This is a genomic window from Azospirillum sp. ST 5-10, assembly GCF_051225715.1.
Lineage (GTDB): Bacteria > Pseudomonadota > Alphaproteobacteria > Azospirillales > Azospirillaceae > Azospirillum.
In genome coordinates, this window is record NZ_JBPJSP010000023.1 from 53,576 (window position 1) to 72,268 (window position 18,693).

Annotated in this window: 18 protein-coding genes and 3 tRNA genes; 16 read left to right on the forward strand and 5 right to left on the reverse strand. The window is 71.5% G+C overall.

Features of this window, described 5'->3' with window-relative positions:
• Window positions 1-842 precede the first annotated feature (842 nt).
• From ACSBPG_RS22305 to pgmG, 7 genes are all read left to right on the forward strand, one after another.
• Window positions 843-1,430 carry a hypothetical protein gene (locus ACSBPG_RS22305; protein ID WP_435539422.1) on the forward strand — a complete coding sequence of 196 codons (588 nt, stop codon included), beginning with the start codon at window positions 843-845 and terminating at the stop codon, window positions 1,428-1,430.
• Complete coding sequence (locus ACSBPG_RS22310; RefSeq protein WP_435539423.1) at window positions 1,408-2,256, forward strand: response regulator transcription factor; 849 nt, start codon at window positions 1,408-1,410, stop codon at window positions 2,254-2,256. Before ACSBPG_RS22305 ends, ACSBPG_RS22310 begins: the two co-directional genes overlap by 23 nt.
• Entirely contained in the window at window positions 2,216-3,772 is a 1,557-nt protein-coding gene (locus ACSBPG_RS22315; RefSeq protein WP_435539424.1) for a sensor histidine kinase, read from the forward strand. The genes ACSBPG_RS22310 and ACSBPG_RS22315 overlap by 41 nt, the downstream gene beginning before the upstream one ends.
• A 102-nt stretch (window positions 3,773-3,874) precedes the next feature.
• On the forward strand, window positions 3,875-4,603 hold the full coding sequence (locus ACSBPG_RS22320) for a VWA domain-containing protein (protein ID WP_435539425.1): 729 nt from the start codon (window positions 3,875-3,877) through the stop codon (window positions 4,601-4,603).
• Between the two features lie 12 nt (window positions 4,604-4,615).
• Entirely contained in the window at window positions 4,616-5,359 is a 744-nt protein-coding gene (locus ACSBPG_RS22325; RefSeq protein WP_435539426.1) for a DnaJ domain-containing protein, read from the forward strand.
• Between the two features lie 123 nt (window positions 5,360-5,482).
• A complete protein-coding gene (gene galU / locus ACSBPG_RS22330; protein WP_435539427.1) occupies window positions 5,483-6,352 on the forward strand; it encodes a UTP--glucose-1-phosphate uridylyltransferase GalU in 870 nt (289 codons plus the stop codon).
• Between the two features lie 88 nt (window positions 6,353-6,440).
• Window positions 6,441-7,835 (forward strand): phosphoglucomutase/phosphomannomutase PgmG, encoded by a 1,395-nt coding sequence (gene pgmG / locus ACSBPG_RS22335; RefSeq protein ID WP_435539428.1) that lies wholly within the window; start codon window positions 6,441-6,443, stop codon window positions 7,833-7,835.
• A gap of 36 nt (window positions 7,836-7,871) precedes the next feature.
• Here the strand turns inward: pgmG and ACSBPG_RS22340 are convergent, their stop codons facing one another.
• The gene (locus ACSBPG_RS22340) at window positions 7,872-9,263 is read right to left on the reverse strand and encodes a putative bifunctional diguanylate cyclase/phosphodiesterase (RefSeq protein WP_435539429.1); all 1,392 of its coding nucleotides are present in this window, start codon (window positions 9,261-9,263) and stop codon (window positions 7,872-7,874) included.
• A 372-nt stretch (window positions 9,264-9,635) separates the two neighbouring features.
• Between ACSBPG_RS22340 and ACSBPG_RS22345 the strand changes: the two genes are divergently transcribed.
• Entirely contained in the window at window positions 9,636-10,106 is a 471-nt protein-coding gene (locus ACSBPG_RS22345; protein ID WP_435539430.1) for a bacteriohemerythrin, read from the forward strand.
• Here the strand turns inward: ACSBPG_RS22345 and ACSBPG_RS22350 are convergent.
• Window positions 10,103-10,276, reverse strand: coding sequence for a hypothetical protein (locus ACSBPG_RS22350; protein ID WP_435539431.1), 174 nt, complete (start codon window positions 10,274-10,276; stop codon window positions 10,103-10,105). The genes ACSBPG_RS22345 and ACSBPG_RS22350 overlap by 4 nt on opposite strands.
• 145 nt (window positions 10,277-10,421) lie before the next feature.
• On the opposite strand from ACSBPG_RS22350, the gene ACSBPG_RS22355 reads away from it, so the two are divergent.
• The 3 genes from ACSBPG_RS22355 (at window position 10,422) to hemH (ending at window position 12,673) form a co-directional block, all read left to right on the forward strand.
• Entirely contained in the window at window positions 10,422-11,267 is an 846-nt protein-coding gene (locus ACSBPG_RS22355) for a hypothetical protein (RefSeq protein WP_435539432.1), read from the forward strand.
• 115 nt (window positions 11,268-11,382) lie between these two features.
• Window positions 11,383-11,550, forward strand: a complete 168-nt coding sequence (locus ACSBPG_RS22360) for a hypothetical protein (RefSeq protein ID WP_435539433.1) — start codon at window positions 11,383-11,385, stop codon at window positions 11,548-11,550.
• 55 nt (window positions 11,551-11,605) lie between these two features.
• The gene (hemH, locus tag ACSBPG_RS22365; protein WP_435539434.1) at window positions 11,606-12,673 is read left to right on the forward strand and encodes a ferrochelatase; all 1,068 of its coding nucleotides are present in this window, start codon (window positions 11,606-11,608) and stop codon (window positions 12,671-12,673) included.
• A 154-nt stretch (window positions 12,674-12,827) separates the two neighbouring features.
• Here the strand turns inward: hemH and ACSBPG_RS22370 are convergent, their stop codons facing one another.
• Together ACSBPG_RS22370 and ACSBPG_RS22375 are read right to left on the reverse strand one after the other, a co-directional pair.
• Entirely contained in the window at window positions 12,828-13,226 is a 399-nt protein-coding gene (locus ACSBPG_RS22370) for a DUF454 family protein (RefSeq protein WP_435539435.1), read from the reverse strand.
• 58 nt (window positions 13,227-13,284) lie between these two features.
• On the reverse strand, window positions 13,285-14,745 hold the full coding sequence (locus ACSBPG_RS22375; protein ID WP_435539436.1) for a catalase: 1,461 nt from the start codon (window positions 14,743-14,745) through the stop codon (window positions 13,285-13,287).
• A gap of 213 nt (window positions 14,746-14,958) precedes the next feature.
• Between ACSBPG_RS22375 and ACSBPG_RS22380 the strand changes: the two genes are divergently transcribed.
• Complete coding sequence (locus ACSBPG_RS22380; RefSeq protein ID WP_435539437.1) at window positions 14,959-15,840, forward strand: LysR substrate-binding domain-containing protein; 882 nt, start codon at window positions 14,959-14,961, stop codon at window positions 15,838-15,840.
• An 18-nt stretch (window positions 15,841-15,858) separates the two neighbouring features.
• Here ACSBPG_RS22380 and ACSBPG_RS22385 read toward each other — a convergent pair whose 3' ends face one another.
• Window positions 15,859-17,004 (reverse strand): SDR family oxidoreductase, encoded by a 1,146-nt coding sequence (locus ACSBPG_RS22385; RefSeq protein WP_435539438.1) that lies wholly within the window; start codon window positions 17,002-17,004, stop codon window positions 15,859-15,861.
• A 409-nt stretch (window positions 17,005-17,413) separates the two neighbouring features.
• Between ACSBPG_RS22385 and ACSBPG_RS22390 the strand changes: the two genes are divergently transcribed.
• The 4 genes from ACSBPG_RS22390 to ACSBPG_RS22405 all read left to right on the forward strand — a co-directional run bounded on the left by ACSBPG_RS22390 (window position 17,414) and on the right by ACSBPG_RS22405 (window position 18,538).
• Window positions 17,414-17,500: transfer RNA gene (locus tag ACSBPG_RS22390), tRNA-Leu, on the forward strand.
• Between the two features lie 3 nt (window positions 17,501-17,503).
• A tRNA-Gly gene (locus ACSBPG_RS22395) sits at window positions 17,504-17,578 on the forward strand.
• Window positions 17,579-17,631: 53 nt separating this feature from the next.
• A tRNA-Arg gene (locus ACSBPG_RS22400) sits at window positions 17,632-17,708 on the forward strand.
• Between the two features lie 230 nt (window positions 17,709-17,938).
• Window positions 17,939-18,538, forward strand: coding sequence for an alpha/beta fold hydrolase (locus ACSBPG_RS22405; protein WP_435539439.1), 600 nt, complete (start codon window positions 17,939-17,941; stop codon window positions 18,536-18,538).
• Window positions 18,539-18,693 lie beyond the last annotated feature (155 nt).

Below are 18,693 nucleotides of genomic sequence, written 5' to 3' on the forward strand. Positions count from 1 at the left end.
AGGGGGGATGCCGCGCCGTCGATCGGCGCCGCAAGCGGCGGCGGGCCGTGGAACCCCGGTGCCGCAGGCCCGCGCGCGCATTCCGTTCGCCGGCCCGTCCGCCCGCCCGTCCGCCGGCCGCGCTTCGCCGATCGGCCTAATCCGGCCGGCGCGACCCCCCTGTTTGTGCGGCGTTCCGCCTATTGACGGCGCGTTTCGATGGGTGCACGCTTCTTGCCGTGACGATGATGCGACAGACAGCATCGGACACGCGACGCCGACCGGCCACGCGGCCGGCCGGATGAACGGTCGGATCGCCAGAGGCAACCGTCCGGCCGTCGCAGGCTCCGGATGCCGCCCCGGCCGGGAGCGGCAGCCGAAAGCGGACGGCTTTTCACGCCACGTTGCCCATCCGACTGAACGGCGGCGGGACCATACCCGGGTGGTCCCGCCGCCGAAGTTTTGTCCGCCGCCCGCCGGGATCTCCCACCTTGCACGCCCGAACCGCCGCCGGTGCCGCGCCACCCGCGGCCATCCGGCGTGCGCCCACGACCGCGATGCGCATGAGCGCCCGAGAGTTCGCATTTCACGCGGGGCGGATCAAAATCGCCGCAAAACTGGTTGATCCAGCACCATAAAATCCAATCGAAACTCGACGCTTGTTTGCGCCATGTCCGCTGTTGGTCCCGCTTCTGCCAGAAAAATGTCCTGAAAAGCCTGCAAAATGGTGGTAGCCTGTCGCTGTTTAACCCCGCATTAACCAGCATCGACAGAAATTCGGGTCACCGGACGCGGGGCGCAAACGAAGGTTCGCGAGCGGCCGCCGGAACAAGCAACAGTAATTCTTTGAAAGGCCCGGGTCCATGACCGCTTCCATGACCATGACGGGTTGTCCGCGCAAAGAGACCAGGACCGACCGGTCGGTCTGGCGTCGCGGGCCCGGGTTGCTTGTCTCGGTTCTGCTCTTGACCGGTTGCCCCGGAGCGACGATGCAGCAGGACGGCGCGTCGTTGCGCACCGGGACGGCGTCGGCCCCCACGGCCACGCCACCCCGACCGGCCACCAAACCCGCTCCCAAGCCGGTCGCCGCGAGAGCCCCGGCCGCCGCCGTCGCCAAGACGCCGGAAACCCCGACGACCTCGACGCCCGGAGTCGCTCTGGCGGCCACCGGGGCGATCGCCCCCGACACGCTCGTCGGTCTGGACCAAGGCCAGACCCGACGCCTTCTGGGAAGTCCCACCGCGACCGAAGAGGACGCGCCCGCCCAGGTGTGGCGGTACGCCGACGGCGCCTGCACGCTGCGGGTGTTCTTCTTCATGGACATGACGTCGCAGGACTTCCGTGCCCTCTCCTACGACATGAAGAGCAGCGACAATGTCCGTGATGCCGACGACCGATGCTTCGCCCGCCTCCTCGCCCAAGCCTGGGATGACGCCCGTGACGAACGCTAGCGCAACCGCCGGCGGCACCACGCCGGTGCGTGTCGCCCTCGTCGACGACGACGACCTGTTCCGCGAATCCCTCGGCCTGAACCTGGCCGACGAAGGGTTCGACGTCGTCTCCTTCGATCGCGGCGAGCCCGCGCTCAACTTCTTCGCCGAGGGCGGCAACGCCGACATCGTCCTGCTGGACTGGCGCATGCCGAAGATGGACGGCATCGAGGTCCTGCGCCAGATGCGGGCCCGCGGCATCGACCTGCCGGTGATCTTTCTCACCGTGCTGTCGGACCAGATCTACGAGGAGGCGGCGCTCGCCGGCGGCGCCCTCGACTTCGTCGAGAAGTCGCGCAGCCTGCCGATCCTGCTCAAGCGCATGGCGCTCATCCTCGACGGCACCAAGGGCGGGGCCGAGGAGGCCGAGCCGGCGATGGTCGCGGAGGAATGCCAGTCGGTCTACCGTCTCGGCCGGCTGGAGCTGCGGCTGGAGAACAGCCGGGCGCTGTGGGCCGGCACCCGCGTCGACCTCACGCTGACCGAGTTCAACATCGTCCGCCTGATGGCCACGCGCCCGGACGAGGACGTGTCCTACCGCGACATTTACGATCTGGTGCACGGCAAGGGCTTCATGGCCGGCTACGGCCCGTCCGGCTACCGCGCCAACGTCCGCGCCTTCATCAAGCGCATCCGCCAGAAGTTCCGCTCCATCGACGAGACGTTCGACTGCATTGAGAACTACCCCGGCTTCGGCTACCGCTGGGGGAACGGTGCTGCGGCGGCCGGACGGGGAGAGGAGCTCGATGGTGGCCTGGTCGATGGCGCTGCCGCTGCGGCGGAGTGAACGAAGGGCACGATGGCTGTGGCGTTCGCTGGCCAGCCGGCTGGCGCTGCTGACCGTCGTCTTCCTGGCGGTTCCCGTGCTGATCTACGATCAGCTCGAGCGCGCGGACGACGCCAACCGTGCCCTGCTGCTGCACAGCGCGCAGCAGCGGGGCACGCTGATCGCCCGCGCCCTGGAGCCGCAGTTGAGCAACGCCGACCGCGCGTCCCTGCCGCAGGTCGGCGACCTCCTCGGCCGCTTCGCCGGGGACGGGCTGCGCCTGCGCCTGCTGGTGCGGCCCGCCGCCATCGGCGGCGACGACGGCTTCTTCTACGTCGGCGCCGCCCCCGCCGTGTCGACCGCCTATCTCGACACCGAGCGGCGGCAGCTGCAGGAGCAGGGGGCGCTCGAACAGCTGTCGCAGACCTGCGCCGGCGGCTTCCCCATGGCGACGTGGGTGCCGCGCTCGTCCGGCGCGCCGGAGGTGGTGACCTCCGTCATCCCCATCCACACCCGCTTCGGCTGCTGGGCCCTGGTGACCAGCCACAACACCGAGGCCTACATCGGCAGTTCGCTCGGCCAGCCCTACTGGCGGACCGCCTCGGTGCAGGCGGCGGCGCTGATCTACGTGGTCATGGCGGTCCTGGTGCTGGCCGTGTTCCTCGAGGTGTGGCGCAACCTTCACCGCTTCCGCGCGCTCGCCCGCGACATCGGCGGCGGCGAGTCGCCCGAGGAATCCTTCGCCGAGCGCAACACCGTGCCCGAGCTGTCCGGCGTCGCCGAAGACTTCGACCGGCTGGTCGACACGCTGCGCCAGTCCGCCGCCTCGCTGCGCCGCGCCGCCGAGGACAACGCGCACGCCTTCAAGACGCCGATCGCCGTCATCCGCCAGTCGGTGGAACCGCTGCGCCGCTCCGTCGCGGAGGAGGACACCCGCTGCCAGCGCGCCCTGACGATGATCGAGAAGTCGCTGGACAAGCTCGACGGGCTGGTGTCGTTCGCCCGCCGGATGGACGAGGCGACGGCCGACCTGCTGGCGCCGCCGCGCCGCCGCGTCAATCTGTCCGGTCTGGTCGACCGCATGGCGGGCAGCTACACCGGCGTCCTGGCCCAGCGCAGCCTGCACATCCGCTCCGACGTCGAGGGGCGGCTCACCGTGCGGGCCAGCGAGGACATCCTGGAGACCGTCATCGAGAACCTGGTGGAGAACGCCGTCAGCTTCTCGCCCCCCGGCGGCACGGTGCACGTCCGCCTGGCGCGGCGCGACGGGTCGGCCGTGCTGACCGTCGAGGACGAGGGGCCCGGCGTCGATCCGGCCAACCTGCCGCGCATCTTCGAGCGCTACTTCTCCCAGCGCGAACCCGGCCGCGGCATGCCCGAGGCCGACCCGACCGGGCAGACCGCCGAGGGCACCCACTTCGGGATCGGCCTGTGGATCGTGCGCCGCAACGTCGAGGCGCTCGGCGGCCGCATCCAGGCCGAGAACCGCGAGGGCCGCGGCTTCCGCGTGCGCGTGGCGCTGCCGCTGAGCCAGTGACCTCCGCCGTCCGCCACCCCTCTTGACGCGGTCCGCCGCACTGGTTCGCAGCCGCCTGCCGTCCTATCTCCAACAGACCGGGGCGTAGCAGGGAGACTCGGCATGGCGGACGACGACCGACTGCCCGCACAGCGTTCGTCGCAGAGCGAGGTGGATGCCTTCCTGCGGCAGGTGGCCGCGGTGCCGCCGCCGCGGGCCGTCGCGGGACGGCGCGGGCGGCTGCTGTTCGCGATGGACGCCACGGCCAGCCGCGAGCCGACCTGGGACCAGGCCTGCCAGCTCCAGGGCGAGATGTTCGAGGTGACCGCCGACCTCGGCGGGCTCGACGTCCAGCTCGTCTACTACCGCGGTTTCCGCGAATGCCGGGCGAGCCCGTGGATGGGCAACGCCCACGAGTTGCTGCGCCGCATGACGGCGGTGCGCTGCCTCGCCGGCCAGACCCAGATCGGCCGCGTCCTCAAGCACGCGCTCAAGGAGAGCCGGGCGGACAAGGTGAACGCCCTGGTCTTCGTCGGCGACTGCATGGAGGAGGACATCGACCATCTGGCCCAGCTCGCCGGCGAGCTGGGGCTGCTCGGCACGCCCGCCTTCCTCTTCCATGAAGGCGGCGATCCGGCGGCGCGGCGCGCCTTCCAGGCGATCGCCCGGCTGACCGGCGGCGCCTACTGCCCGTTCGACCGCTCCTCCGCCCGCCAGCTGCGCGACCTGCTCGGCGCCGTCGCGGTCTACGCCGCCGGCGGCCGCGCCGCGCTGGAGGATTTCAGCCGCCGCGGCAGCGAGACGGTGCGGCTGCTGACCAGCCAGGTCGGCCGCCCGTCCGCCGGCGGCTGAGGGGCCGCCGCCGTGGTGCCGCTGATCCTCCTCGGGCTGGGGCTGGCGGTCGGCCTCTATCTGGCCATGCGCGGCTTCGTCGCTGCCGATCCGCGCACGCTGGCGCAGACCCTGCGCTATGGTGGCGTCGCCCTGGCCGGGGTGGTGCTGGTGATCCTCACCGTCCTCGGCCGCCTCGGCGCCGCCATGGCGATCGCCGGCTTCCTGTTCCCGATCGTCCACTACTGGCGCACCCAGCGCCGCCAGGCCAAGGCGGCGCGCGGGCCGACCGCCGGCCGGACGTCGCAGGTGGAGACCCTCTACCTGCGCATGACGCTCGACCACGACAGCGGCGCCATGGCCGGCGAGGTGCGGCACGGCCCGCTGCGCGGCCGGACGCTCGACGATCTGTCGCGGACGGAGGCGCTGGAGCTCCACGCCGCCTGCCGGCGCGACGACGCGCAGTCGGCCGCGGTGCTGGAGGCGTGGCTGGACCGCAGCCATCCCGGCTGGCGGGACGACGCCGCGGCCGACGCCGCCGGGGCCCGGTCGGGCACGCAGGGCCGCGCCGGCGGGGGCGCGCCGCCGCGCCGCGGCGACGGCGCCATGACGGTGGAGGAGGCCCGCGACATCCTCGGCGTCGAAGCGGACGCCAGCGCCGAACAGATCAAGGAGGCCCACCGTCGTCTGATGATGAAAGTTCATCCCGACCATGGCGGTTCGACCTACCTCGCAGCGAAGATAAACCAAGCGAAAGACTTGTTATTACACACATGACCATATGCCACAGGCCGGAAGGGCGTGTTGCGCGCGGCCGGCGCGCTGTGGCAGAAACCCGGATCGGCGCCGTCCGTTTGGCGGACGGCCGATGGTTCGTGATGAAAACCAAAAGAGAGCACCATGCCGAAACCCGTGCGTAAGGTCGTGTTCCCCGTCGCTGGTCTGGGCACCCGCTTCCTGCCGGCCACGAAGGCGATCCCCAAGGAGATGCTGCCGCTGGTCGACCGGCCGCTGCTCCAGCACGCGGTGGAGGAGGCCCGGGCGGCCGGGATCGAGGAGTTCGTGTTCGTCACCGGCCGCTCCAAGCGGGCCATCGAGGATCATTTCGACGCCGACACCGAGTTGAACCGGACGCTGGAGGAGCGCGGCAACACCGCCGCGCTGGAGGAGGTCCGCCACAGCGAGCTGGCTCCCGGCCGCTGCTTCTACACCCGCCAGCAGCAGCCGCTCGGCCTCGGCCACGCCGTGTGGTGCGCGCGCGCCGTGATCGGCAACGATCCCTTCGCCATCATCCTGCCCGACGACTTCGTGCTCGCCGACAAGCCGTGCCTGCAGCAGATGGTGGAGGCCTACGACGAGGTCGGCGGCAACGTCGTCGCCGTGGTCGACGTGCCGCGCCAGCACACCCGGCGCTACGGCATCCTCGACGTCGAGAAGGATGACGGGCGCCTCGCCACCGTCCGCGGCCTGGTCGAGAAGCCGAAGCCGGAGGACGCGCCGTCGACCCTGTCGATCATCGGCCGCTACATCCTGCAGCCCGAGGTCTTCGAGCACCTGGAGCGCGGCGTGCGCGGCGCCGGCAACGAGATCCAGCTGACCGACGCCATGGCCACCCTGATCGGCCGGCAACCGTTCCACGGCCTGCGCTTCGACGGCAAGCGCTTCGACTGCGGCGACAAGGTCGGCTTCATCGAGGCGACGGTCGCCCACGCCCTGAGCCGGGCCGACATGGCCGACACCGTGCGCGAGGCGCTGAAGAAGCTCCTCTGACCCGCTCCCGTCCGACGCCCGCCGTCCCCTTGCCAGGGGACGGCGGGCGTGGCATGTCGGTGCCGGCCCACCCGGAGGAGCGACGAGGATGACCCAGGCCCACACCTTCCACCCCACGGTCCTGCGCGAGTACGACATCCGCGGCATCGTCGGCCGCACCCTGAGCGAGGCCGACGCCCGCGCCGTCGGCCGCGCCTTCGGCACCGTGGTCGTGCGCGGCGGCGGCACGACGGCGTGCGTCGGCTACGACGGCCGTCACAGCTCGCCGGCGCTGGAGGCGGCGATGGTGGAGGGGCTCGCCTCGACCGGCCTGCGGGTGCTGCGCGTCGGCCTCGGGCCGACGCCCATGCTCTATTTCGCCACCCGCGACCTGGAGGCGTCGGCCGGCGTCATGATCACCGGCTCCCACAACCCGCCGGAGTACAACGGCATCAAGATGATGCTGGGCAAGGGGCCGGTCTACGGCGACGCCATCCAGGAGATCGGCCGGATCGCCGCGTCCGGGGCGTACGCCGTCGGCGCCGGTTCGGCGGAGGCGGTCGACGTGCGCGACGCCTACGTCGCCCGCCTCCTCAGGGACTACGACGGCCCCCGCGACCTGGCCGTGGCCTGGGACGCCGGCAACGGCGCCACCGGCGAGATCCTGCGCCGCCTCACCGGGCGGCTGCCCGGCCGGCACGTGCGGCTGTTCGACACCATCGACGGCGACTTCCCCAACCACCATCCCGACCCGACCGTCGAGGCCAACCTCGCCGACCTCAAGCGCACGGTCGCCGCCGAGGGCTGCGACCTCGGCATCGGCTTCGACGGCGACGGCGACCGCATCGGCGCCATCGATCACAAGGGGCGGGTGGTGTGGGGCGACCAGCTCGTCGCCATCTACGCCGCCGACGTGCTGCGCGCCCATCCCGGCGCGACGGTGATCGCCGACGTCAAGGCGAGCCAGGGCCTGTTCGACGAGATCGCCCGCCACGGCGGCACGCCGCTGATGTGGAAGACCGGCCATTCGCTCCTCAAGGCCAAGATGGCGGAGCTGGGCGCGCCGCTCGCCGGCGAGATGTCGGGCCACATCTTCTTCGCCGACAAATGGTACGGCTTCGACGACGCGCTCTACTGCGCCATCCGCCTGATCGGGCTGGTGTCGCGCTCCGGCGGCACCCTGGCCGATCTGCGCGACCGCCTGCCGCAGCTCGTCAACACGCCCGAGACCCGCTTCCAGGTGGACGAGGAGCGCAAGTTCGCCGTGGTCGACGAGGTGAAGGCGCGCCTCCAGGCGGCCGGGGCGCAGGTCAACGACATCGACGGCGTGCGCGTGTCCACCCCGGACGGCTGGTGGCTGCTGCGCGCCTCCAACACCCAGGACGTGCTGGTCGCCCGCGCCGAGGCGCGCGACGCCGAGGGGCTGGAGCGCCTCAAGCGCATGGTGATGGAACAACTGGACCGCTCCGGCGTCGCCGCCCCGTCCTTCGAGGGGGGCCACTGAGCGGTCCCGGCGGTCGGGCCGGGACGGCCGCGCCGGTCAGGCCGGGACGGCGGCCAGCCAGCGTTCGGCGAAGCGGTCGGGCGGCAAGGCGGCGTCGAACAGGTAACCCTGCCCGGAATCGCAGCCGAGGGCGTGCAGCGCGCGGCGCTGGTCCTCGGTTTCCACCCCCTCGGCCACCACCGTCTTGCCGAGGTCGTGGGCGAGTTCGATGACGGCGCGCACGATGCAGCGATGCGCGGCGCTGCCGGCCATCCGCGCGACGAAGGAGCGGTCGATCTTGATCTCGTCGATCGGGAACTGGTGGAGGTGGCTGAGCGACGAGAAGCCGGTCCCGAAATCGTCGAGCGAGAAGCGCATGCCCCGCTCGCGCAGCCGCTCCATCAGCGCGCAGGTGTGCTCGGCGTCCTCCAGGAGCGCCGTCTCGGTGAGCTCCAGCTTGATCCAGGCGGGATCGACGCCGGTTTCCTCCAGCAACCCGGACACCAGGTCCTCCAGGCCGAAGCCGGCGAACTGGAGGGCGGAGAGGTTGACGCCGACCGCGAAGGGGCGGGACGCCAGCCGCTGCCAGCCGGCGACGGTCGTCATGGCCGCGCGCAGCACCCGTTCGCCGAGTGCCGCGATGAGGCCGGCTTCCTCGGCCAGCGGCACGAACCGGTCCGGCGGCACCGGCCGGCCCGCGCCGTCGGTCCAGCGCACCAGCGCCTCCGCGCCGCACAGCCGGCCGCTGGACAGGCCGACCTGGGGCTGCAGGTGGATGGTCAGCGCGTCGCCGTCGAGCGCGTCGCGCAGCCGGCCTTCCAGCAGCAGCCGGTCGCGCGCCTCGGCGGGGCCGCCGCCATTGTGGACCGCCGCGCGCGCCCGGCGCGCCTTGGCCCGTGCCAAGGCGGCCCCGGCATGCTCCAGCAGCTCCTCGGCGGTGGCGCCGTCCGCCGGGAAGCGGGCCGTGCCGAGGCAGGCCGAGAGGCCGATGCGCCCGTCCTCGGCCGCGTAGGGACGCTCGATGGCCGCCGCCAGCGCCGCCACCCGTTCCTCCAGATCGCCGCCGACGGCCGGCAGGATCACCGCGAACTCGTCGCTGGCGATGCGCGCCAGGACGTCGTCGTGCCGCAGGCATCCGGCCAGGCGCCGCGCCACGTCGCGCAGCACCGCGTCGCCGAACGGCTGGCCGAACGCCTCGTTGATCATGCGGAAGCGGTCGATGTCGATGTCGACGACCGCCAGCGGAGCCCCCGTCACGTCGCAGCGCTGCAGGATTCGGGCGAGGACGTCGACCAGGAGCGGACGGCTGTAGACGCCCGTCACCGTGTCGAAGCACGGGGTGGGGATCGCCGGCCCGCCGGGGCTTGCCCGCGGCGCCCGCGGGGCATGCCCGTCCGGCTGCGCCTGCGGCGCGCTGTCGAGGGACGAACCGTTCCACCGTCGGGTCATGCGAACGGCCTCTGGCAAGGGGGATCGCAGCTGCGCACCGTTCCACCGTGTCGCGACCGGCATCGCTGCGCCTCCTCCATGTTCGGCTCATGGGGTTAATGGAGAGTTTCCGCGATCAACAAAACAATAAGATGCCAACAATTCTGCTCGATCTGTTCTTTGTATTGACGGCGGCGATGGACCCAGGCGTTCGATACGGAAATGAGGCGGGACATGAACGGTCCCGGGGAGGAATTTTGCTTTCAAAAGTGAATGGCGGGATGTGGGTGCGGCGATTTCTCTCAGTGGCGGATACCCTTTGTTAACCCGCCCGTGCGAGTTGAGAAAGCCGATTGCTCCCATCCCGTAACCGATCCGCAGCGAGCGGGCATCATGACCTCAAGCAACGTTCCCGTGCCGCGGACGGCGGTGCCGCGCGGCGCCCGGCTGACGCCGCGCCGGCCGGCGTCCGCGGACCGGCCGCGCTTCCCCTGGCGCACCGAATACGAGATCGGCGACGCCACCATCGATTCGCAGCACCGGATGCTGCTGGACCTGGCCAACCTCCTGTCCGACGCGCTCCGCCGCGGCAAGGGCGACGCGGTGGTCAGGAACGCGCTCGCCGCGCTGCGCCTCTACGCCGTCACCCATTTCCGCGACGAAGAGGCGTATTTCGCGGAGATCGGCAGCCCGTTCCTGGCCGAGCACCGGCGCGAGCACCGGGCGCTTGCCGCCGAGTTGAACGCCCTGTCCGGGGTGGCGGCGGCAGCCGACCCGGAGGCGCTGGAACGCTGGGTCGAGGGGCGCCTGGTGTCGCACCTGAAGGCCGACGACCAGCTGGCGGCCAGGACCGACGGCCGCTAATCGCGCCCCCGACGGCGTGGCGGGCGCCGTCGCCGACCGGCGGGGGGCCGTTGCAGCGCCGCCAGCATGGCCGCCTGCTGCTGGCGGGCGACCGCCATCGCGGTCTGCATCCAGATGGCGGCGGCGCGGTTGGCCCAGGACAGCCACAGGCCGGTCGGGGTCGGTTTCACGGCGGAACTCCCTGCGAGGACGATCACGCAGGCAACATGCTGCAGGTGCGAAGGTTCCGGCCGGGGCGAGGCCGCCCGCCGCCCCTGGCGCGGCGGCGGAGGCTGTGGGATAAGCCGATGCCCCTTCCCGCGGACGCGCGTGCCCATGCCCCTGTCCATCGCCGCCCTGGTGCTGCTGTCGGCGGCCCTGCATCCGGTGTGGAACCTCCTCGTCAAGCGCCACGCCAGCCCGGCCGGCGCCTTCGTCACCCTGGGTGCGACCCTGGCCGCGACGGCCCTGGGACAGGCGCTCGTCGCCGGCGCCGCCCTCCTGCCGCCGCCGGCGGCGTGGCCGCTGGTGGCGGTGTCGGCGGCCGGGCAGGCGGTCTACGGCACCGCCCTGGTGCTGGCGCTGCGCCGCGGCGACCTGTCGGCCTACTATCCCATCGTCCGCGCCTCGCCGGTCGCCATCGTGCTGTTCGGCTGGCTGGTGCTGGACGGCTCCTACGGACCGGGGCTGCTCGCCGGCATCGGCCTGGTGCTGGCCGGCGGCTTCCTGCTGCAGATGGCGCCGGGGCGCCGGCTCGACGATCCGCCGACCCTGGCGGCGGCGGTGCTGGCGATGCTGGGCTCCGCCACCTATTCCATCGCCGACGGTGCGCTCATGCGGATGGCGGAACCGGTCGTCGTGCTGTTCTGGGCGCAGCTCCTGGCGCTGCCGGTGCAACTGGCGGCGTTCCGGCTCGCCGGGATGCCCCTGCGCCTCGGCGGCGCGGGAACGGCGGCGCGGGCGGTGGCGGCCGGCCTGCTGGCCTACGCATCCTACTACCTGATCCTGCTCGCCTTCCAACTCGGCGGCGCGGTGGCGGCGGTGGCCGGCGTGCGGCAGGCGTCGATTCCGCTGTCGGTGCTGATCGGCGCGCTCTGGCTCGGCGAGCGGAACCTCGCCCGGCGGCTGCCGGCCTCCCTGCTGGTCGCCGGCGGCGTCCTGCTGATCGTGCTGGGGCCGTAGAGACCATAAACAATATAGGGGGAACCTATGACCATCTTCGGAACAATCGACGACTGGTCCGGCGCGGGAAATGCTATATCTCTCTGCATGTCGGAGCGATCCCACGGAGGACCCCATGAGCAAGACCGTACGAGCCTTGCTGACGGAACTGGAGCGGCACGGCGTGCAAGTGCTGGCCGGCGGGCGCCTTCACGTCACCGGCGAGGCGCCGGTCGCTCTGCTGATGCGCGCCCACAGCAACCGTCGCGCCCTGGAGGCCGCGGTCAAGGCGCAGCCCGGCTGAGCGCGGCCACAACCGGAACCGCAGCCGGGGCCGCAGCCGGAGAAGGTGGCCGCCGATGATGATGTCCAAGCCCGCCGGGCACCCGGCGGTTCCGCCGCGTCGCGTCGGCGTCCTGCTCGTCAACCTCGGCACGCCGGACGGCACCGACTACTGGTCGATGCGCCGCTATCTCAAGGAGTTCCTGTCGGACCGCCGCGTCATCGAGGCGCCGCGGCTCGTCTGGTGGGCGGTCCTCAACGGCATCGTCCTGACGGTCCGCCCGACCCGCAGCGGCCACGCCTACAAGAGCATCTGGAACGAGGAGCGCAACGAGAGCCCGCTCGCCACCTTCACCCGGGCGCAGGCCGACGCGGTCGCCGCGGCGATGGCGCGGCGGCACGGCGACGGCGTGGTGGTGGACTGGGCCATGCGCTACGGCCGGCCGGCGATCGGCCCGGCCATCCAGGGCCTGAAGGACCGGGGCTGCGACCGCATCCTGCTGCTCCCGCTCTACCCCCAGTACTCGGCCACCACCACGGCGACGGTGAACGACCACGCGTTCCGCCACCTCATGACCATGCGCTGGCAGCCCGCCCTGCGCACCGTGCCGCCCTATCACGACGAGCCCGGCTACATCGAGGCGCTGGCCCGCTCGGTGACCCGCCACCTGGAGACCCTGGACTTCACGCCCGAGGTGCTGCTGGCGAGCTTCCACGGCCTGCCGGTGTCTTATCTCGAGCGGGGCGATCCCTATCACTGCTTCTGCGTCAAGACGGCGCGCCTGCTCGCCGAACGCCTGGGCTGGGAGGAGGGGCGGGTGCGCCACAGCTTCCAGTCCCGCTTCGGCAGGGAGGAATGGCTGAAGCCCTACACCGACAAGACGGTGGAGGAGCTGGCCCGTCAGGGCGTGACCAGGATCGCGGTGATCGCGCCGGGTTTCGCCGCCGACTGCGTCGAGACGCTGGAGGAGATCCGCTTCCAGGTGAAGGACGCCTTCCTGGCGGCGGGCGGCGAGCGCTTCACCTACGTGCCCTGCCTCAACGACCACCCCGACCACATCGCCTTTCTGGTCGGCCTGATCGAGCGCGAGCTCGGCGGCTGGGTCGCCCCGGTGCCGCAGCCGGCGGAGACGGCGGCGCTCTGACGGTGGCGCTCTGGCGGCGACGCTCCGACGGCCGGCCGTGGCGGGGTGGCGGATCGCCTCCGGCCGGCGCCGCAGTCGGTCATGAAAGGTCGGTCATGAAAGCGGCCCGCGGCGATGCCTCTCCGCGGGCCGCGCGCCGTTGCGTCGCATCGGCTCAGCCGCGCCGCCGCCGCCGGCCGGTCCGCGCGGCGGCGGGGACCGGCTCCGGGCGGGAGGCGACGTAGAGGGCGGACACCGCCAGGGCCGCCCAGCCCGCCGCGGCGAGCGCCGGGTGGGTCGGCGCCAGCGGCGCCAGGGCCGCGGCGCCGACCGCCATGCCGCCGAGCGCCGTCGCCTTGGCCGGCCGCGTCATCGCCCCCTCGTCGAGGAAGAGGCGGATGGCGGGACCGAGGCGGGGGTGGGCGAGGATGCGGGCGGCGCGCCGGTCGCCCGCCCGGGCGAAGCAGAGCACGGCGAGTATCCAGAACCCGGTCGTCGGCAGCACCGGCACGGCGAGGCCGACCGCGCCGACGGCGAACAGACCGGCGCCGGCGCTCTTCCACAGGAACGGCATGACGAACGTCTCCTCGGGGGAAGGGCCCCCGTCCCGCGGGGGACGGGGGCCGGGAGCGTCACTCGGCGGGAACCGGCTCCGCCGTGGTCGCCAGGGCGGCGCGCACACCGTCGCCGTAGTCCGGGTGGACCCTGTCGAACAGGGCGAGCTGGCGTTCGACGATGAGGTCGGGCACGCCCCGCATGGCGGCGGCGATGTTGGCGAACAGGCGCTGCTTCTGGCCGGCGTCGAACAGCTGGAACAGGGCGCGCGGCTGGCTGAAGTCGTCGTTGCCGTCGCGGTGGTCGTAGCGGTCGGCGTCGGCGGCGATGCGCAGCGGCGGCTCCTTCACCGACGGGTCCTGGGTCGGGCCGCCGAAGCTGTTGGGCTCGTAGTAGGCGTCCGGGTTGCCGGTGTCGTTGCGGAAGAACCGCATCGCCCCGTCCTTGTGGTAGTGGTGCACCGGACAGCGCGGGGTGTTGACCGGCAGCGCCTCGTAGTGGGTGCCGAGCCGGTAGCGGTGGGCGTCGGCGTAGGAGAAGAGGCGGGCCTGCAGCATCTTGTCCGGGCTGAAGCCGATGCCGGGCACCGCGTTGGACGGGCTGAAGGCGGCCTGCTCGACCTCGGCGAAATAGTTGTCGGGATTGCGGTTCAGCTCGACCACGCCGACCTCGATCAGCGGGTAGTCGCCATGCGGCCACACCTTGGTGAGGTCGAAGGGGTTGTAGGGCGTCGTCTCGGCGTCGAGCTCCGGCATGATCTGGACGAACAGGGTCCAGCGGGGGTGGTCGCCCCGCTCGATGGCGCCGAACAGGTCCTCCTGGTAGGATTCACGGCTGTTGCCGATGACCGCGGCGGACTCCGCGTTGGTCATGGTCCTGATGCCCTGGCGGGTCTTGAAGTGGAACTTGACCCAGAACCGCTCGCCGTCCCCGTTCCAGAAGCTGTAGGTGTGACTGCCGTAGCCGTTCATGAAGCGCGGGCTGACCGGGATGCCGCGGTCGCTGAAGAGGGTGGTGAGCTGGTGCAGGCTCTCCGGCGACAGGCTCCAGAAGTCCCACATCGCCGTCGGCGAGCGCAGGTTGGTGCGGGGGTGGCGCTTCTGGGTGTGGATGAAGTCCGGGAATTTCAGCGGGTCGCGGATGAAGAAGACCGGCGTGTTGTTGCCCACCAGGTCCCAGTTGCCCTCCTCGGTGTAGAACTTGACGGCGAAGCCGCGCACGTCGCGCTCGGCGTCGGCGGCGCCCATCTCGCCGGCGACGGTGGAGAAGCGGATCAGCAGGTCCGTCGTCTTGCCCACGCTCTCGAACAGCTTGGCCCGGGTGTAGCGGGTGATGTCGTTGGTCACCGTCAGCGTGCCGAAGGCGCCCCAGCCCTTGGCGTGCACCACGCGTTCGGGAATGCGCTCGCGGTTCTGGTGCGCCAGCTTCTCGATCAGCTGCCAGTCCTGCAGCAGCACCGGTCCGCGCGGCCCCGCGGTCAGGGAGTTCTGGTTGTCGGCGATGGGAGCGCCGGCCGTCGTCGTCATGCGCGTCGTCATGTGTGCCTCCCGTTGGGGTTCGATCGTCCTGGACCGAAGCTAGGCCGTACGGGGCGATCCGTAAAATCGATTGTGTAAATCGATTTCATTGTCGTAGCCTATGACGCATGATGCCGCGTACGAACGGCCTAGACCGGTCCTCCGGCCCGCCCGGCGGCGGGCGGCGTTCGGAAATTCCGCCGGGCGGCGGCGTCCCGGCGTGGAGGGCACCCGATGAATCTGCGCGATCTGCGTTATCTCCTGGCGATCGCCGAGCACCGTCATTTCGGCAAGGCGGCGGAGGCCTGCCACGTCAGCCAGCCGACCCTGTCGGGCCAGGTGAGGAAGCTGGAGGACTGGCTCGGCGTCACCCTGTTCGAGCGCACCAACAAATGGGTGGTGCCGACCGAGGTGGGCGAACGCATCCTCGATCACGCCCGCCGGGCGGTCACCGCCGCGGACGCGCTGGAGGCGGAGGCGCGGGCCGCCCGCGACCCGCTGGTCGGGCCGCTGAAGCTCGGCGTCATCCCGACGCTCGGCCCCTATCTGATGCCGCTCGTGTTCGGGCCGCTGCGGCGGGCCTGTCCGAAGCTGGAGATCGAGCTGTGGGAGGATGTGACGGAAAGCCTGCTGGAGCGTCTGCGCGCCCGCAAGCTGGACGCCGCCCTGCTGGCGACCGCACCGCCCGACGGCGAGTTCGCCGAGATCGAGCTGTTCACCGAGCCGTTCCTGGCCGCCATGCCGGAGGGGCACGCGCTGGCCGGGCGGCAGCGGGTGGGGGAGGCGGACCTGGCGCCGGACCTGCTGGTGCTGGCCGACGGCCATTGCCTGCGCGACCAGGCCCTCGCCGCCTGCCACAGCAGCGAGGGCGACCGGGCGGCGCTGCGCGCCGCCAGCCTGGAGACCCTGATCAACATGGTGGCGGCCGGCTACGGCACGACGCTGATCCCCGGACTGGCGGCGGGGTCCATGCGCGGGCGCGGCGTGGTGCTGCGGCCGCTGAGCGGGCCGGCATCGCGGACGGTGCGGCTGGTCAGCCGCGCCACCTACCCGCGGGCCAAGGCGCTGGCGGTGATGGCCGCCACCATCCGCGACGAGGTGACGGCCTACGCCTGACCGGCCGCCGGGCGGCCGTCAGCGGGAGAAGATGACGGTGCCCTCGCTGGCCGCCTGGCCGGCCGGCTTGGCGTGGTGGCCGAACTCCTCGACGGCGGTGACCCGGCCGTAGGCCGGCCGGGCGGGCGCGGCGGCGCGCCCCGGACGGGCCGGCCGGCCGCCGCCCAGGCGTCCGGTGTAGGCCGCGGCGGCCAGCGCGCCCAGCCCGGCGAACAGCGCGAGCGTCGCCCAGGGGTGCATCTCGGCGCTCGTGTAGAGGCTGGTGCTCCGCACATAGGCGTGCCGGCCGGCGCGTTCCCGCCCGTCGCCGGACGGCCCCCACAGGCTGTCGGCGTGGCGGTGGTCGGGGCCGCCTGAGCGCTGGTAGCGGGTGATGGTGCGCTCCATGAAGCGGTCGGTCAGGCGCGGCGCGAAGGTCTCGGCGAGCTGGAACAGCTTGCCGGCGCCGCCGACGACGAGGTCGCGCACCGGCGTCTCGGCGGCGTGCAGGATGGCCTCGGCCACCAGCTCCGGAGCATAGACCGGCGGCGGGTTCAGCGGCCGCGTGCCGAGGTGGTTGCGCCCGTGCTCCTCGTACTGGGTGTCGATGCTGGCCGGCTTGATCAGGGTGACCGAGACGCCGGCGTCCTCCGACTCCAGCTCCATGCGCAGGGAATCGGTGAATCCCTTCACCGCGTGCTTGGCCGCGGTGTAGTGGCCCTGCAGCGGGATCGCCCGCACCGACAGCACGCTGCCGACGTTGACCAGCGCCCCGCCGTGGGTCTTGAGGTGGGGCAGGGCGGTCAGGGAGCCGTGGACCACGCCCCAGTAGTCGGTGTCGAACAGGCGCCGTGCCTCGGCGATGGGGACCTCTTCGATGGTGCCGTAGATGGTGACGCCGGCGTTGTTCACCCAGGTGTCGATGCGCCCGAAGCTGGCGACCGCGGTGTCGGCGATGCCGCGGACCTGCCCCTCGTCGCCCACGTCGGCGACGCAATGGGCCACCGCCCCGCCATCGCGGCGGATCTCCTCGGCCAGGCCCGCCAGCGTGTCGGCCTCGCGCGCGGCCAGCACGACCCGCGCGCCGCGCGCGGCGGCCATGCGCGCCGTGGCGAGCCCGATGCCGCTGGTGGCGCCGGTGATGACGATGACCTGATCCTCGATCGGCTTCAACTGCACGCCCATGGCAGACCTCACATCTTCTCAACGAATGGTCGGCAAGCGACCGCCGGTGACGACCGCATGAACCGCTCAAACAGGACGCCCCCGCCGGCGTTCCGCGGCGCTGCCGGACTTGGCCTTGTCGGTTCGCTCCCCTTGATCCTTGCCGACGAGTACCCCACATCCATCCCATGGTACCCGTGACGTTCGGTGCCCTCCATCGCCGGCGACTTCCGGGATATCGAACAGCCGCATCGGTGCGCCGGCCGCACCCTTGCGGCTGTTTGCCCCCGGCGCCCGCGCGCCCCGTCCCGCGCCACGACGCAGATGACGATCCCGTTGCAAAAGGGCCTTGACGCACCGGATCGGACAAGGCATATGAGCGGCCTCCCGCCGGTCGGCGGGACGGTTCTTGAAGACGTATGGTTCTGATGCGCTTGTGGCGGAATTGGTAGACGCGCTAGGTTCAGGTCCTAGTGGCTGAAAGGCCGTGGGGGTTCGAGTCCCTCCAAGCGCACCATGTGCGGACGTAGCTCAGGGGTAGAGCACAACCTTGCCAAGGTTGGGGTCGAGGGTTCGAATCCCTTCGTCCGCTCCATTTTTCGGTCGCCGTTACTCGGTGGCCGGCGCCGGGCACTTCACCGGCATTGCGCGCCCGTAGCTCAGCTGGATAGAGCACCAGACTACGAATCTGGGGGTCAGGAGTTCGAATCTCTTCGGGCGCGCCATCCTCTCCCAATTGCAAATCAACGGTTTACACAGAGCCGGCCACGTGGTCCGGCGCATTTTCTGCATTGGCGCCGGTGCACGGCGGGTGCATACCTGGACGCAGGCCGATGCAAGGCGACGCCAGAGCCTGTCGCCAAAGCTGCCCAGCCAGACCATAACGGAGGCGTGAACCGGGAAACCCGGGACGGTTCACGACCGGTTCCGCGGGGTCGCCGCCATCGGCGTTCCCATGATGGCGCACGCGCCGCTTCCGCCGACCCGGATCTTCCCCCGGACGGACGAGGCCCTGCACTACACGCTCTACTTCCAGGGGGTCGGCGTCAGCGAGGCGGAACTGGAGCGGGACGTTGCGGCGACGCTCCGCAAGGTGCTGTTCGGGGCATCGCGGGACGCGGGCCCCCGGCTCGAGGGTGACGGCACACCGAACCCGTTCGGGATGGTGTCCCGGCAGGACGGCATGCTTGCGCCGTTGCCCATGCCCGCGCGGCTTCCCGAATGGCTGACCGAGGAGGATCTCGAAACCTTCGTGAGCGCCTTCCGCGCATCGGGATTCCGTGGCGGGCTCAACTATTACCGCAATCTCGATCGCAACTGGCATCTGCAACGGTCGCTCGCCGGGCGAACGGTGGACGTTCCAGCGCTTTACCTGTCGGGCGAGCAGGACAGCGGCCTGAGCATTCCCGGCATGAAAGAGATCATCGCAGCCATGCCAGCTCTCGTCCCACTCCTCGGCGAGCCGATGTTCATCCCCGACTGCGGTCATTGGGCGCCCCAGGAAAAGCCCGCGGACGTGAGCCGCGCGCTGATCGCGTTCGCACGGTCGCTGTAGGGCTTGTGCCGGGGGAAGAAGGACACTCGGCCGTTCCCGATCGCTCCGCGGGTGTCGGGCCGCCGCGCACTTTCCGGCGACACCCGTCACTTCGCTGCACGGAATGTCGGCGTCAGCGCCTACTATGGTCGCGACAGCGTCGTCACGGGCCCGCC

Coding starts and splice junctions, on each gene's coding strand:
- ACSBPG_RS22305 (WP_435539422.1), top strand. CDS start 843: ATGACCGCTTCCATGACCATGACGGGTTGTCCGCGCAAAGAGACCAGG.
- ACSBPG_RS22310 (WP_435539423.1), top strand. CDS start 1,408: ATGACGCCCGTGACGAACGCTAGCGCAACCGCCGGCGGCACCACGCCG.
- ACSBPG_RS22315 (WP_435539424.1), top strand. CDS start 2,216: ATGGTGGCCTGGTCGATGGCGCTGCCGCTGCGGCGGAGTGAACGAAGG.
- ACSBPG_RS22320 (WP_435539425.1), top strand. CDS start 3,875: ATGGCGGACGACGACCGACTGCCCGCACAGCGTTCGTCGCAGAGCGAG.
- galU (WP_435539427.1), top strand. CDS start 5,483: ATGCCGAAACCCGTGCGTAAGGTCGTGTTCCCCGTCGCTGGTCTGGGC.
- pgmG (WP_435539428.1), top strand. CDS start 6,441: ATGACCCAGGCCCACACCTTCCACCCCACGGTCCTGCGCGAGTACGAC.
- ACSBPG_RS22340 (WP_435539429.1), bottom strand. CDS start 9,263: ATGACCCGACGGTGGAACGGTTCGTCCCTCGACAGCGCGCCGCAGGCG.
- ACSBPG_RS22345 (WP_435539430.1), top strand. CDS start 9,636: ATGACCTCAAGCAACGTTCCCGTGCCGCGGACGGCGGTGCCGCGCGGC.
- ACSBPG_RS22355 (WP_435539432.1), top strand. CDS start 10,422: ATGCCCCTGTCCATCGCCGCCCTGGTGCTGCTGTCGGCGGCCCTGCAT.
- ACSBPG_RS22360 (WP_435539433.1), top strand. CDS start 11,383: ATGAGCAAGACCGTACGAGCCTTGCTGACGGAACTGGAGCGGCACGGC.
- hemH (WP_435539434.1), top strand. CDS start 11,606: ATGATGATGTCCAAGCCCGCCGGGCACCCGGCGGTTCCGCCGCGTCGC.
- ACSBPG_RS22370 (WP_435539435.1), bottom strand. CDS start 13,226: ATGCCGTTCCTGTGGAAGAGCGCCGGCGCCGGTCTGTTCGCCGTCGGC.
- ACSBPG_RS22375 (WP_435539436.1), bottom strand. CDS start 14,745: ATGACGACGCGCATGACGACGACGGCCGGCGCTCCCATCGCCGACAAC.
- ACSBPG_RS22380 (WP_435539437.1), top strand. CDS start 14,959: ATGAATCTGCGCGATCTGCGTTATCTCCTGGCGATCGCCGAGCACCGT.
- ACSBPG_RS22385 (WP_435539438.1), bottom strand. CDS start 17,004: ATGGGCGTGCAGTTGAAGCCGATCGAGGATCAGGTCATCGTCATCACC.
- ACSBPG_RS22405 (WP_435539439.1), top strand. CDS start 17,939: ATGATGGCGCACGCGCCGCTTCCGCCGACCCGGATCTTCCCCCGGACG.